14 protein-coding genes are annotated in these 12,520 nt (G+C 62.2%); 3 read left to right on the top strand and 11 right to left on the bottom strand.

What is annotated here, in order from left to right; all coding sequences use genetic code 11:
* Position 1: 1 nt before the first annotated feature.
* Positions 2 to 1,006 (top strand): UDP-glucose 4-epimerase GalE, encoded by a 1,005-nt coding sequence (gene galE, locus Q0X23_RS10855; protein ID WP_297860304.1) that lies wholly within the window; start codon positions 2 to 4, stop codon positions 1,004 to 1,006.
* Positions 1,007 to 1,022: 16 nt separating this feature from the next.
* Positions 1,023 to 1,835, top strand: coding sequence for a hypothetical protein (locus tag Q0X23_RS10850; RefSeq protein ID WP_297860303.1), 813 nt, complete (start codon positions 1,023 to 1,025; stop codon positions 1,833 to 1,835).
* A 41-nt stretch (positions 1,836 to 1,876) separates the two neighbouring features.
* On the opposite strand, the gene Q0X23_RS10845 is transcribed toward Q0X23_RS10850, so the two are convergent.
* The gene (locus Q0X23_RS10845) at positions 1,877 to 2,908 is read right to left on the bottom strand and encodes a pectin acetylesterase-family hydrolase (protein WP_297860302.1); all 1,032 of its coding nucleotides are present in this window, start codon (positions 2,906 to 2,908) and stop codon (positions 1,877 to 1,879) included.
* A 97-nt stretch (positions 2,909 to 3,005) separates the two neighbouring features.
* Between Q0X23_RS10845 and Q0X23_RS10840 the strand changes: the two genes are divergently transcribed.
* Entirely contained in the window at positions 3,006 to 3,464 is a 459-nt protein-coding gene (locus Q0X23_RS10840) for a hypothetical protein (protein ID WP_297860301.1), read from the top strand.
* Positions 3,465 to 3,506: 42 nt separating this feature from the next.
* Here Q0X23_RS10840 and Q0X23_RS10835 read toward each other — a convergent pair whose 3' ends face one another.
* From Q0X23_RS10835 to Q0X23_RS10790, 10 genes are all read right to left on the bottom strand, one after another.
* Complete coding sequence (locus Q0X23_RS10835) at positions 3,507 to 4,769, bottom strand: ABC transporter permease (RefSeq protein ID WP_297860300.1); 1,263 nt, start codon at positions 4,767 to 4,769, stop codon at positions 3,507 to 3,509.
* Positions 4,766 to 5,461, bottom strand: a complete 696-nt coding sequence (locus Q0X23_RS10830) for an ABC transporter ATP-binding protein (RefSeq protein ID WP_297860299.1) — start codon at positions 5,459 to 5,461, stop codon at positions 4,766 to 4,768. The genes Q0X23_RS10835 and Q0X23_RS10830 overlap by 4 nt, the downstream gene beginning before the upstream one ends.
* Entirely contained in the window at positions 5,458 to 6,687 is a 1,230-nt protein-coding gene (locus tag Q0X23_RS10825) for an efflux RND transporter periplasmic adaptor subunit (protein WP_297860298.1), read from the bottom strand. Before Q0X23_RS10825 ends, Q0X23_RS10830 begins: the two co-directional genes overlap by 4 nt.
* A gap of 57 nt (positions 6,688 to 6,744) precedes the next feature.
* Positions 6,745 to 7,359, bottom strand: a complete 615-nt coding sequence (locus Q0X23_RS10820; protein ID WP_297860297.1) for a YIP1 family protein — start codon at positions 7,357 to 7,359, stop codon at positions 6,745 to 6,747.
* A 49-nt stretch (positions 7,360 to 7,408) separates the two neighbouring features.
* On the bottom strand, positions 7,409 to 7,585 hold the full coding sequence (locus tag Q0X23_RS10815) for a hypothetical protein (RefSeq protein ID WP_297860296.1): 177 nt from the start codon (positions 7,583 to 7,585) through the stop codon (positions 7,409 to 7,411).
* Between the two features lies 1 nt (position 7,586).
* Positions 7,587 to 8,342, bottom strand: coding sequence for a hypothetical protein (locus Q0X23_RS10810; protein ID WP_297860295.1), 756 nt, complete (start codon positions 8,340 to 8,342; stop codon positions 7,587 to 7,589).
* Positions 8,343 to 8,463: 121 nt separating this feature from the next.
* Positions 8,464 to 9,144 carry an ABC transporter ATP-binding protein gene (locus Q0X23_RS10805; RefSeq protein ID WP_297860294.1) on the bottom strand — a complete coding sequence of 227 codons (681 nt, stop codon included), beginning with the start codon at positions 9,142 to 9,144 and terminating at the stop codon, positions 8,464 to 8,466.
* Entirely contained in the window at positions 9,144 to 9,518 is a 375-nt protein-coding gene (locus tag Q0X23_RS10800; RefSeq protein ID WP_297860293.1) for a GntR family transcriptional regulator, read from the bottom strand. The genes Q0X23_RS10805 and Q0X23_RS10800 overlap by 1 nt, the downstream gene beginning before the upstream one ends.
* Before the next feature lie 78 nt (positions 9,519 to 9,596).
* Positions 9,597 to 11,936 (bottom strand): penicillin acylase family protein, encoded by a 2,340-nt coding sequence (locus tag Q0X23_RS10795; protein WP_297860292.1) that lies wholly within the window; start codon positions 11,934 to 11,936, stop codon positions 9,597 to 9,599.
* Between the two features lie 66 nt (positions 11,937 to 12,002).
* Positions 12,003 to 12,398 carry a VOC family protein gene (locus Q0X23_RS10790; RefSeq protein ID WP_297860291.1) on the bottom strand — a complete coding sequence of 132 codons (396 nt, stop codon included), beginning with the start codon at positions 12,396 to 12,398 and terminating at the stop codon, positions 12,003 to 12,005.
* Positions 12,399 to 12,520 lie beyond the last annotated feature (122 nt).

Genomic DNA, 12,520 nt, shown 5'->3' with positions numbered 1-12,520 from the left:
CATGAAGGTTCTAATTACAGGCGGAGCAGGGTACATCGGCAGCACCGTCGCCAACGCGCTAGAGGACACCGGCCATGTGCCAGTGCTGCTGGACTCGCTGGTAACGGGCCCCCGGGCCTTTACCGAGGGCAAAATTTTCTACCAGGGCGACATCGCCGACAAAGCCTTACTGGAGCGGATCTTTCTGGAGCACCCCGATATTCACAGCACCATCCACTGCGCTGCGCGCATTGTGGTGCCGGAGTCGGTGCAGGAGCCTTACCTCTATTACCGCGAGAACGTCTGCAAAAGCCTCGAGCTATTCAAAAACCTGGGGGAACTCGGCTACCCCCGGGTGGTGTTCAGCTCCTCGGCCTCCATCTACGACGCCGTGCCGGGGTTCAAGGTGACCGAGACCTCGCCGCTCAAACCCAGCTCACCCTACGCCCGCACCAAGTACATGATGGAGATGGTGCTGGAAGACCTGGCGAAAGCCACCCCCCTGCGCGGCATTGCCCTTCGATACTTCAACCCCATCGGGGCCGACCCCAAACTGCGCACCGGCATCCATGTGCGCGAACCCAGCCACGTACTGGGCAAGATGGTAGACGTGGCCCTGGGCAAGCTGCCCGAGTTCACCATTACCGGCGTGGATTGGCCCACCCGCGACGGCTCGGGCATTCGTGACTATATCCACGTGTGGGATCTAGCCATGGCCCACGTGAAGGCGGTAGAGCAGTTCGACACGGTCATACAAAAAACCAAAAGCCCCTATGTGGTGATAAACCTGGGCACCGGCAACGGGGTCACGGTGAAGGAGCTGGTCGCAGCCTTCGAGCGTGTGTACGGAAAGCCAATCCCCAAGCGCGAAGCCCCACCCCGCCCAGGAGATGTAGCCGGAGCCTACGCCAACGCCGACCGGGCTTTGGAGCTTTTGGGCTGGAGGGCCGAGCACTCGATTGACGAAGGCATTGCCAGCGCCCTGGCCTGGGGGCAGAAGCGCAAGGCAATTCTGGGGTACGCCTGACGCTTACAATCAAGCTGTGCAGGCCCTCCCCCACCCCCATATCCCCCTGCAGGCCTCGGAGGGCTCGGTGCTGCGGGCCAGGGCCATGCAGGCCTACCTGCTGGACTTGCGAGCGGTGCTAGCGCGCTACGCCGAGGTGCCTCCGGTGCACCTGATGGTGCTGGATGAGACCGACTGGAAGACCCGGGTCAAGCACCCCTATGGCTTTCCTTTCCAACGCACCAGCCTGCGGGAAGGCCTTTATTTGTTCCTGCCGGCCCACTACCCCGAACGTTTAATTTGGCGGCTGCGCGAGACCCTGGTGCCGGCCATCAAGAGGGCCGGCAAGCCTCCCGGCCAGCCCAGCGACTTTCTGGATCTCAACCTGGGACACGAGTACGCCCACGCCGTAGCCGTGGCCTGGAAGCTGCGTACCCGGGTTCGCTGGGTAGACGAGTTTCTGGCCAACTACCTTTATCTTCTGGCGCTCCAGCAGGCCCTACCGGAACTCTACCCCCAGGCCAGGCAGTGGGGCCTGCTGCTGGCCCACCTCACGCCCAGCCAGCCCAGCCTGGGCAGCTACGATAGCAAGCCCAAAGGGCTTTCCGATCAGCTGTGGTTCCAGGGGCAGTTTACCCTCGAGGCCGCACGACTGGTGGAGGAAAAGAGCGACATGCTCCTAAAAGGCCTGCTACAAGCAGCTCCCCTTAAGAAGTCTACGGTACACAAGCTGTTGGTCGGCCTCGAGCCGCACCTGCGTGACTGGTTTGCCAGCTTTTCCCCCCAGCGAAAGCCCTCTACCGGGACAACCCCGCAGGGACTTCACTGGGAAGAACTGGAAGGATCGTGACCCAAAGCCCCAATACTCGCCCGGGGCCCTGCGGTTTGGACTTACCTGGGCGGGGCCACATCCCCGGGCTTCCCGTCCGAGACCAGCTTGCGCACCCAGTCGGCAAAACTTACATCACCCACCTTGGTGCTGTAGAACTCGGGCCGCCCGATGATGCAGTGCTGGCTGCCGGGGGCCAGGTAGCTATAGAAGTTGGGGGCCGACTGCTTGATGGCCGCGAGGTTCGAAAGGGCACCCCGAACCCACTGCTGGGCAATTTCTGGCGTGGGACGCGGCTGGCCCAGGATCAGGCTATAGAAGAAAATCTGAACCTCGTCCAGCAGGGTGCTGTACTGGGCAAAACTGCGGCTGGGGTAGGCCCTGGCAAAGACCTGGTACAGGTCGTTGGAGCCAAGCCGGGCGGGCTCGAGGCCCCCTATCCAGCCCGGCAGGGCCCCCTGGATGCCCCAGGCTGCCGAGGCCACCGGGAAAAAGGACGCGGGGGCCACCCCCAGCGCTGCATCCCCCAACTGCACCACGTTGGCGTTGGGATAGCGGCGCATGAAGTAGGGCGCCCACATAATGGAGCCATATCCCCCTGCGCTACAGCCCGTAACCATCACGTTCTGGGGGTTGGGAATGTTGTTAAAAACCCACAGCACAGCCTGCCGGGCATTCACCGCCCCTTTGTGCTGAATGCTCAGGTCGCCATAGCGGGCGAGATTGTTGCCCCAGTGTAGGTCGGCGGTGCAGTAGGGTACAAACACGTGGGTCCAGTCGCGGAAGGGGTTTTCGGGGTTGTTGCGATTGAAGACCCCCTGCCCTGCTTGCAAGTCCTGGATTTGCAGCCGGGTGGTGTACAGGCGCGACTGGGGGTTACATGTCGCGGCGTCCCAGCAAGCCCCGCCTCCTTGGAAATTTACAATCACCTTATCGGTAGCCCCAGGCGCCACATAAAAACGCCAGGGTGAGCCGTCCGAGCAGACCGCCGCACCCCCAGGACGAATCTCCTGCCAGCCTGCAGGAGCCTGAACCGAACCCTGCGCCAACGCAAACCCAAAATACGCGACAAGCACCACGAACCAACGCTGCATGTTGCCTCCTTTGGAAAGTTAGCTTACCTCAAGTGTGTGCTCTAAGCCCAAGGCCCCATTAGGAAAGCTCTGATATACTGCCCTGGGGAGGTTACAAATGAAAAAACTGATTGCTCTTGTGATGGTCGCAATTTTGAGCGGGGCCTTCGCCCAGGGACGGTTGTTCGGCGAGATTGCCAGCGGCAACATGAGCCTGGTTCCTGGGTTTAGCCTGAGCGTTCAGGCCCGCATGGGCGCCGAGAATGTGATTGGTCCGCTGGCGCTGCGGGGCGGCTTTGGGCTGTTCACCGGTGGCGGAACCCAGTTTGCCATCGGGGCCGATGTGATTTACTTCCTGCGCTCGAGCGGCAGTCTCGACTTCTACTTTGGGGGAGGTCTGGGCCTGGTGGCAGGCGGCGGCACGCTGTTCAGCATCAACGGCAACGCCGGGCTGGAAATTCCCGTAAGCCGCGATTTCAACTTTTTTGTGGAGCTACAACCCGCGCTTCGCTTTTCTGGCGGCGCCAGCGATTTTGTCCTGGGAATCGAATTTGGGCCCAGGCTCTACTTCCGCTAACCGCTACAGCACCGGCCAGGGACTCAAAAGTCCCTGGTTTTTTTATTCGTACCGGAGGGCCTCAATCGGGTCAAGTGCAGCCGCCCGCGCAGCAGGCCATACCCCAAAAAACAAGCCCACCAGGGCGCTCACTGCCAGAGCCAGAACAACCGTGGTGGGGCTCAGAATGTACACCTTGAAGAAAGGCACCGTGGCGGTTATGAGCAAGAGCAGCCCTGCGGCCAGAACTACTCCCAGCAGACCCCCCACGAGCGTCAGTACCACCGCCTCAATCAAGAACTGCTGGCGGATCTGTCCCGAGGTGGCCCCCAGGGCTTTCCGCAGGCCAATTTCACGGGTGCGCTCGGTCACCGAAACCAGCATGATGTTCATGATGCCAATACCCCCTACCAGGAGCGATAAGCCTGCAATGGCTCCCAGCAGCGCTTGCAAGATGAGGGTGACTGAACGCAGGGTGCCCTGGAAGCTTTCGGTGGACTGCACCTGGTACTTGCCTTTGCCGTAGCGGCTCTCAAAGATGCGCTGCACCTGCCGCGTGACCTGCTGGGCGTCGGCTCCTTTCTTGAGGGGCAGAATAACAAACGCATACTCGCCCCGCCGTGCGGTAGGAGAGGTATTCCAGATAAGCTGGATGGGGGTATAGACGGTTGCGCTCGAGCCAAGCCCCCCAAAAATACCACTGGGAGGCTCCAAAACCCCTACCACCGTGAGGTCGATGCGGGCCCCGCCGGGGTAGTACAGGCGGGCCACCTGACCCACCGCTTCACGGCCTGGAAAAAGATCTTTGGCGGCCCGGTCGGAGAGTACCGCCACCGCCAGACCACCCCGGGCCTCGAGGTCGGTAAAATAGCGCCCCCTGGCGATTTTGTTGGTGGGATCGAGTTTGGGTAAATCCCCCGGGGTGCCTTGCAGTTGCATGGAGCGTCGCTCTCCGGGCTTGCTTTCGTACTGAATGCTGGTAAAGAGTTGAGGGATCACCGTGACGGGCAGCGCCTGCAGGGCCTGTAGGTCTTCCTCACGGATGGGAGCAGAGCTAAAGTCCTGGCCCTCGTTGAAGTTGGGCTGCACAAAGATCGAGCGACCCGCCACCGCTTCCAGGTCCTGGGTAATGCCTGCGGTGGCCATCTGGCCCAGCGAGATCATGGCCGTGACCGCAAACACCCCGATCACGATGCCCAGCAAGGCCAGGAAGCTGCGGAGCTTGTTGCCCCACAGCGACTCGAAGGCCATGCGGAAGTTCTCCAGCGGGTTCATGCCCATTGGGGCTGTGTTCGCCGCAGACGTAGCCCGTTGAGCCGGGTTCATGCCATCCCCCCATCGGCCACCTTGCCATCGCGCAGGCGCACGATGCGCTCGGCCCGGGCCCCCACATCGGGTTCGTGGGTGACCATCACGATGGTCTTGCCCTGGCGGTGCAGGGCGTCGAACAGCTCCATAATTTCATCGGAGGATTTGGAGTCGAGGTTGCCGGTCGGTTCATCGGCCAGGAGTAAGTCGGGTTCCTGCACCAGGGCCCGGGCAATGGCCACCCGCTGTTTTTGCCCGCCCGAAAGCTCGGAGGGCAGGTGGTCGAGGCGGTCGCCCAAACCCACCGACTCCAGGGCCTTCCTGGCTCGTTTGAGCCGTTCGGCAGCAGGCAGCCCCCGGTAGACCAGGGGCAGGGCCACGTTGTGCAGGGCGGTCAGGCGTGGCAACAAGAAAAACGCCTGAAACACAAACCCCACCCGCTGGTTGCGGATGCGGGCTAGCTGCGCTTCGCCCAGACCCCGAACGGGCTCGCCCCCCAGGCTGTACTGGCCCTCGGTGGGCGAATCGAGCAGGCCGATGATGTGCATCAGGGTGGACTTACCCGAGCCCGAAGGGCCCATCAGGGCCACATATTCACCTGGATAAATGACCAGGTCTACACCCGAGAGCGCATGCACCTCCACCGTGCGGGTGCTCGAGCCCGAGCGGTAGACCTTGGTCACGCCCTGCATCTGCACCACTGGGGTCATGGACGAGCCTCCGGGCTACTCAAGCGGTAGCTAACCCGGGCCCCCTCCTTGAGGGCTTCGGGGGGTAGCGAGATCAGGATGCTTTGGTCGGGAATACCTTCTATGGCGGCCTGGGTGAGGTTACGGGCGAGTACCGTAACCGCTTGCTTGCGCACCGTGCGGGTGGCCGAATCCACCACCCACAGGTAGGTTTGGCCCCCCCCTTCCACCAGGGTTTCCAGGGGCACCTTGAGCGCACTGGGCAGGCGCAGGGTGGTGATGCGGGCCGTAGCGGTCAGGCCAGGCCGGGCCAGCGATTCGGCCTTCTCGTCGAGAAAACGAATAAACACCGGCAGCACCGCACTCCCCCCGGTTCCGGCCACCTCGGCCTGCACCCCCAGGCGATCCACCTTGCCCACCAGGGGCTGGCCGGGCGCGGCGTCGAGTTCGAGGCGCACCGGTTGGCCAGGTCGCACCCAGGGGACATCGGCCTCGGACAGGCGGGCCTGTACCCGCAGACTTCCGGCTTCCACCAACCGGATCGAGGCGGCGCTCAGGCCGGTTCCACCGCTGGGCGCAGTGGTCTCGACCCCCGCCAGATAGCCCACCGCAGCCACCGTACCGGCCACGGGTGTGCGCAAGGTTGATTGGGCAAGATTGCGCTCGAGGTTGGCCAGCTCGGTCTGGCGGGCCTGAAGCTGGGCCTGCAGGTCGCGCTGGGTACTGGTGCGGGCCTGGCCCAGGCTGGCGAGCTGGGCCTCGAGGTCGGCCACCTGGCGCTCCAGGCGCTCCACCTCGCTGCGGGCCACCCCACCCACCCGCAGGAGCTCCTCGGAGATGCGCAGGTTACGCCTGACCTCGAGCAGCTGGTTTTGCAGGCGGGTGCGGTTGCTCTGGTAGTCGGCCTCGGCGGCCTGGGCGCGGGACTGCAAGGCCAAAAGCGCCTCTCGTATCGAGCGCAGTTGGGCCTGTTCGCCCGCGGTCTCGAGCACGGCCAGCACCTGCCCCGCCTCCACGGTTTGCCCCTCCTGGACCCGCACCTCGGCCACCCGCCCCGGCCGAGAAAAGGTGAGGGTGTAAACCCGCGCCTCCACCACGCCGGTCGCCCGCACTTCCCGTACAAACTCACCCCGTTCGGCTTGCACCACCGTGACCGCCAGGCCCTGCTCGGCCCTGGGGCGCAGCAGCCCAAAAAGGGTCAGGCCCAGCGAGAGGGCCACCAGCCCGATCCAAATCCAGCGTTTCATGCGCATTGCCTCCAGTTAGCTAATTCGGGCCACCCCTCAATGAACCCGGACAGAGCCCTAACGCGAACCCAGAATGCCCCAAAGTGTAAAGGCCAGCGAAACCACCGCCACGCCCAAAGTGGCCAGCAGGGCCCGGCTGGGCGCCAGCACCCTGAGGCCCGACCAGATAATCCAGAGCGACCAGAGGGAGCCCACTATCCCCAGCCCTTGCAGCACGCGGGTTCCACTGGCCGCCCCGACGACCTGCTGGTACTCGCGCTGCCAGGCCCGCAGAGCCTCGGGGTCGGTGGCCGGCGGCAGGGGGGGCAGATCGCCGGTGATGGGAAACAAAGCCCCCAGGGGAACCAGTACCAGCCCCACCAGCAAAGCCGGTACCGAGGCCCAACCATAGACCTCCCAGGCCCGGCTATCCGGCCCGGCCAGCAGGCGAATAATCAGCCCCCCTATCCCCCACAGCAGCATGCCAAATACCACCCCACCCAAAAGCGCAAACACCAGTTGCACGGGTAATCCCCCCGGCAGAAAACTGGGCAAGAGTCGAACCAGCAACACCTGCCCCAGCGAGGCCGCGACTGTACTGGCCACGATGATAAAAAATGGAGCCACCAGGTTGGGTTTGCGCTCCGAGAGCGCACGGAAAAAGTTAGTGGGCTGTAGCAGCACATCGAGCATTTCCCTTCACCCCCTTTAGTGTGCCCTAGCGAAGCCCAAAACAATAGGGTTACTTAAGCAAACCCTCAATCAACCCAAGGACGGCTAAGGCAACAAAGCCCATTCCCAGCCAGCGAGCTGTTGGGCTATAGGTTGCGGTCCACAAGCGGTAGCCAGCATAGACCAGCCAGGCAAACACCGCCCCAAACACAATAATCTCCACGGTTCCGAATTGCGCACCAGGCATCTCAGGCCTCCACTTCCTGCCACAAACGGCTGGCGGCGAAAAAGAAAAGCGCAGTCAGCACCGACAAAATCACAAAGGCCTCGCTCGGCAGGCCCGGGAAGTTTTCCCACTCCATCCGCACCGCCGGGTTCTGCTCCACACCGGGCGCTGGTAGTTTCCAGGCAGGCAACCACCTATAAAACTGGCTACCCCAAAGCCGAGCGCCCCATTCCAATGCCTGCCCCAGACCCATCACACCGATGATCAAGGCGATCAGGGTGGCCTTACCGGGGATGTAAGCCGCCACCCAGAGACCCAGGAAAAGTGCCGGAACCACCAGGGCCAGACCGCCCAGCAGATAGAGCCAGATCCCTGCCCCCAGGCCAATGGGCAGGCTGACCCCGACCTGGCTCAGCCAGAAGGTCTGCACCAGCCACAAGCCGCCATTGAAGAGGGTTAGAACCCCCACGCCCATCAGGGTTCGGGCAGCCAGGTATAGCCAACCAGGTTGAGGTGAGCCCAGGAGCAAAGACCACCGCCCGGCACGGTACTCCCGCCCGAAGTCCATAATCAGAGCAGCCAGGTAGGCTATGCTTCCCCCCACCGCAACAAACGCGGTGAACGCCAACACGATTGCCGCCGACTCGAGCTTGTAGCCGTTCCACTCGAAAGTTTGTCGGGCCATAAAGAACCATCCCGCCACGACCAGTAAAAGCCCCAGCCCGAATACGCCGAACTTGCGAAGCTCGAGCCACAAGAGTGTGGTAAGTGCGTTCATTTAGATGTACCTCCCAGCTGGATCAATCGTTGATGCGTGTAAAGAACCGGCAAACCGCCAACTACATACCGCCTGGAACTCTCTCGCCCCTGCACCACAACTCCCCTGCTCCCTAGACCTATCAAGCCAACACCTCGATAAAGGCATCTTTCACACTTTGCCCCTTGACCCGCAAATCTTCGGCCTTAGCATCCATCGCTAGCCTGCCTTCTTTCAAGAGCAGCACCCGTTCAAAAATTCCCTCGGCTTCGCTGACCTCGTGAGTCGAGAGCACCAAGCAGGCGTCCTCGCGCCACTCCCGCACCAGGCTCTTGAGGATGCGGTCACGTGAAATTACGTCTATGCCCGAGAGCGGCTCGTCTAGCAAAAATAGCCTGGCATCGCGGGCCAATACCATCGCCAAACGCAACCTCGCCCGTTGCCCCCGCGACATCGAGCGATAGCCCTGCTGGGGCACTTCCAGAAAAGCCAGCAGTTCGCGGTAGCGGCCTGGGTTGAAGTCTGGATACAGGCCCGCCATCAAGCGCTCGGCATCGCGGGGGGTCATCCAGGCATAGAGGTTGTCAGCGTCCGACAAATAAGCAATCTGACCACGGTTCTCGCGAGGGGTTTTACCCAACACTTCTACCTGCCCCTGGGTGGGAAACAACATCCCAGCCAGAAGCTTGAGGGTAGTGGTCTTACCCGAACCGTTCAGTCCCAGCAGCCCAACCGCCTGCCCTGGGTAGAGCTCGAGGCTTAGGTCATGTACCCCGTCGGTCTTGCCAAAGCGCTTTGTCACGTTCGAGAGCTTCGCCAGCATTACTCCTCCCTCTGGCCGTTGGGGCTCACTTTTTTAAGGGCCTTCTGGGCATCTTCCAGGCTCAGCCCCAAGCTCTGCACCTCCATCAAAAAGCGCAAAGCAGCCTCCTGCAAGATGCGCAGCCGGATACCCTCCACATTCACGTCCTCTCGCACAAACGTTCCCAGGCCACGCCGGGTCTCGGTCATCCGGGCCATCTCGAGCTGGCTGTAGGCGTGGATCACCGTGTTGGGGTTCACCTTCAAAGAGGCCGCCAGCTCCCGCGCCGAAGGCAGCTTATCCCCGGGTTTCATCTGACCGCTAGCCAACATCCGCTCCACCCCCCGCACGATCTGTGCATAAATGGGCCCACTTTCCAGGTCTAAATTCCACAATAGAGCCACCTCCTTAGTGCACTAGTTATATAATACACTACCCGATGAAAGCCCTGTTGTCAAACTCTGGTTCGCAGCCTATGGCTGGGGCTCGAGGGTCTGGCCTGTTCTGAAGCCGGTCTCCCTCATTCGCATGGGCAGGTACTGCCCTGAGGCCCACTTTTTCAAGAGGCTATCGTAGGCCGGCGAGAGCAACCCCCCCGACTGGCCCATCGGGATGATAAAAAGGGAGCGCTCGAGGTCGGCAAAGTCCAGGATGTGGCGGTAGCTGCTCCCCACGGTCATACGGAAGTTGGCGGGGTCGTAGGAAGCCCGGTTCAAGGTGTAGCGGTCGCCGCCGTGGGGCACGGCCCGGTCGGACAAGCGGTTGAGCGGCGACACATTGGTCAGAATGGCATGGGGAAAGGTGGCCCGGTGAACCTCGCCCCAGCGCGGGGGGTTGTTGCCAAAGCGATCCAGGGCCTTATCCAGGGCAAGGGCGGCGTAATCCAGGCAGGTCTGGGTATCGGCGGTCTGACAGGCAGGGTCACCCTGGCGCATGGCGGCCAGCAAATACCTGGGTTGTTCCCAGAACTCCTGCCCCACCTCTTTGCTGGGCAGGCGGGAAAGCTCGGTGTACCAGACCTGAAAGACGGTGGGCTCTACTTGCTCGGCCCGCATCACCCCATCCCAGGCCAGCAAACGGGCCTTCCACTGGCGGGCATTTTCCGAGAGCGGGTTGATCACTTCCAGAACAGGCTTGAACTCGCGGTAGAGCAGGCTGGTAATATCCTGCTGCATCGAAACCATATCATCAGCGGAGAGCTTGTCTTTGGCCAAAATAAGCTCCCGGATGCGCTGGGCGCGGTAGGGCTCCTCCCACTCGAGCGAGATGGTGTGGGGGTAGCCTGGCGCGGTTACCTTGTTGTTCGCGGTTACGATAAAACCTTCTTTGGGATTATAGACCTGGGGCCACTGGTCTTGCGGCAGGTAGCCCTGCCAGTCCCAGTTGCCATCCCCCGGTACGGGCATGAGGCCCGAATGACCGGGCTTGCGGATGGGAAAGCGGGCTGGGGCCATATAGCCGATGTTGCCGTCTACATCTGCGTAGACAAAGTTCTGGCTCGGGGCGTTGTACAAAGCCAGCGCAGCTTTGAACTGTTCCCAGTTTTGTGCCCGGGCAATACCCAAAAAGGCTTCCATGGTGCGGTCGGTGTCATCCAGGCTGGTCCAGCGTAGCGACAGCGGCCTTGCACCCGGGTTATTCACCACATCGTTGATGACCGGCCCATAGCGGCTTTCCCGCACCTGTAGGGTCACGTCGGGCTCACCCTTGACTTTGATTACCTCGGTGCGGGTACGCCAGGGCTCCACCTGTCCCTTGTAGCGGTAGCCCCCCGCTACCTCTTCCATAATGTAAAGATCCTGCACATCGGCGCCCACGGTGGTAACACCCCAGCCGATACGCTCGTTGCGGCCAATCACCACCGCCGGAAGGCCCGGAAAGCTGGTGCCGATGGCCTTGTAGGTGGGGGCTTCCATATGCACCAGATACCACACCGAGGGCGCACCCAACCCCAGGTGCGGGTCGTTGGCCAGCAAGGGTTTGCCACTCACGGTACGAGAAGGGCCAATCACCCAGTTGTTGGAGGCCCGGGCCATCTGCTCACCCGGCAGATGCAGGGCCTGGGGCAGCCGGGCGGCCAGGGTGAGCAAGGAGCGGGCCGACTCGCCATCGGGCCTGGTCGGTGGGGGTAGTTGCAGGTCCTCGGCCTGTAGCACCGTAGGGGCATCGGTTGGATAGGGCGGTTTGAGGCGGCTCATGCGCTCGGGGGTCATGCCCTTGGCGGCCCATTGCAGGCGCTGGAGCTCGCTCCGCCAGTTACCCGAAAGGTCGTAGGACATCATCTTGGCCCAGACCAGCACGTCGGCGGGTTTCCAGGGCTCGGGCCGGAAGCCCAGCAGGCGGAACTCGAGCGGCAGAGGCGGGTTGGTGGAAAGGTAGGCATTGATGCCGGCCACATAGGCATCCACGGCCGATCGGGCGTAGGGGGACAACCCCACGTAGGCCTGTTCGGCTGCACGGTAGAAGCCCCAGGTACGTAAAAAGCGGTCTTGCGTTAGGGTCGCTTTTCCCACCACCTCTGAAAGACGCCCGGCCCCCACCCGGCGCTGGAACTCCATCTGCCACAGCCGATCCTGGGCATGGGCCACCCCCAGCGCAAAAAAAGCATCGGCATCGGTCTGGGCTTTGATGTGCAGTACCCCCTCAGCAGTGCGGTTCATCTCGACGGGCGCAGAAAGCCCTTTGAGGGCCAGCCTCCCCGCATGCTGCGGGAGGGTAGCCCCCCGCAGCCAGAACCAACCGCCCACGCCCAAGAGCAGCACCAGACCTACCAGTACCAGCAACAAACGTCCCAGAAAACGTAACCAAAGCATGGTTCCTCCCCGCTTTGAACCTAGTATAAAACCAGACCTCTGAAGCAGGCCTACAGGCAACCTTGATCAGATTGGCTTGCTCTCTCCACGCCAGAAGGCTCGCCCACCCAGCTTACGCCGCAAAAAAAGCTCCACCGTGTTGCCGTCGGGGTCTTGCAGACTGAGCACCAGGGCAATACCCCGATCCTCGAGCCGGTGGGGTACGCCCTCGAGGTGGACAAAGTCTTGGGCCGCTTTAAAGTCTTCCTCTGAGGCCACGGCAAAACCCAGCGTAACCGAACCCGAAGGCTCACCCTCGGTCAGGGCCAGCTCGTAGTGGGCCGGGTTCTCCGACGAAACCAGCAGCGAAGTATTCGCAAAGCGCTCGGAAAGCTGTAAATCCAAAAAGCGGGTGTAAAAGGTGACGGCGGCCTCGAGGTGCCGCACCCTCAGGTGAACGTAGGCCAGACGGGTGGTGTACATCCAGGGTATTTTGGAACGCCCCGCCCCCCAGGTCAAACGGGCCCCTCGCTCAGCCAAACCCCAAGGTGGGTTTGGCCTCCAGACCCATTTTGCCAATCTGGAAGCCCCGATAGAATTGGGTT

This window comes from Meiothermus sp. (genome assembly GCF_026004115.1).
Lineage (GTDB): Bacteria > Deinococcota > Deinococci > Deinococcales > Thermaceae > Meiothermus.
This window is presented reverse-complemented; position numbering and strand designations above follow the sequence as displayed.

Excerpts from the sequence above, each read along its gene's own strand:
- galE (WP_297860304.1), top strand. The coding sequence starts at position 2 with ATGAAGGTTCTAATTACAGGCGGAGCAGGGTACATCGGCAGCACCGTC.
- Q0X23_RS10845 (WP_297860302.1), bottom strand. The coding sequence starts at position 2,908 with ATGCAGCGTTGGTTCGTGGTGCTTGTCGCGTATTTTGGGTTTGCGTTG.
- Q0X23_RS10840 (WP_297860301.1), top strand. The coding sequence starts at position 3,006 with ATGAAAAAACTGATTGCTCTTGTGATGGTCGCAATTTTGAGCGGGGCC.
- Q0X23_RS10835 (WP_297860300.1), bottom strand. The coding sequence starts at position 4,769 with ATGAACCCGGCTCAACGGGCTACGTCTGCGGCGAACACAGCCCCAATG.
- Q0X23_RS10830 (WP_297860299.1), bottom strand. The coding sequence starts at position 5,461 with ATGACCCCAGTGGTGCAGATGCAGGGCGTGACCAAGGTCTACCGCTCG.
- Q0X23_RS10825 (WP_297860298.1), bottom strand. The coding sequence starts at position 6,687 with ATGAAACGCTGGATTTGGATCGGGCTGGTGGCCCTCTCGCTGGGCCTG.
- Q0X23_RS10820 (WP_297860297.1), bottom strand. The coding sequence starts at position 7,359 with ATGCTCGATGTGCTGCTACAGCCCACTAACTTTTTCCGTGCGCTCTCG.
- Q0X23_RS10815 (WP_297860296.1), bottom strand. The coding sequence starts at position 7,585 with ATGCCTGGTGCGCAATTCGGAACCGTGGAGATTATTGTGTTTGGGGCG.
- Q0X23_RS10810 (WP_297860295.1), bottom strand. The coding sequence starts at position 8,342 with ATGAACGCACTTACCACACTCTTGTGGCTCGAGCTTCGCAAGTTCGGC.
- Q0X23_RS10805 (WP_297860294.1), bottom strand. The coding sequence starts at position 9,144 with ATGCTGGCGAAGCTCTCGAACGTGACAAAGCGCTTTGGCAAGACCGAC.
- Q0X23_RS10795 (WP_297860292.1), bottom strand. The coding sequence starts at position 11,936 with ATGCTTTGGTTACGTTTTCTGGGACGTTTGTTGCTGGTACTGGTAGGT.
- Q0X23_RS10790 (WP_297860291.1), bottom strand. The coding sequence starts at position 12,398 with ATGTACACCACCCGTCTGGCCTACGTTCACCTGAGGGTGCGGCACCTC.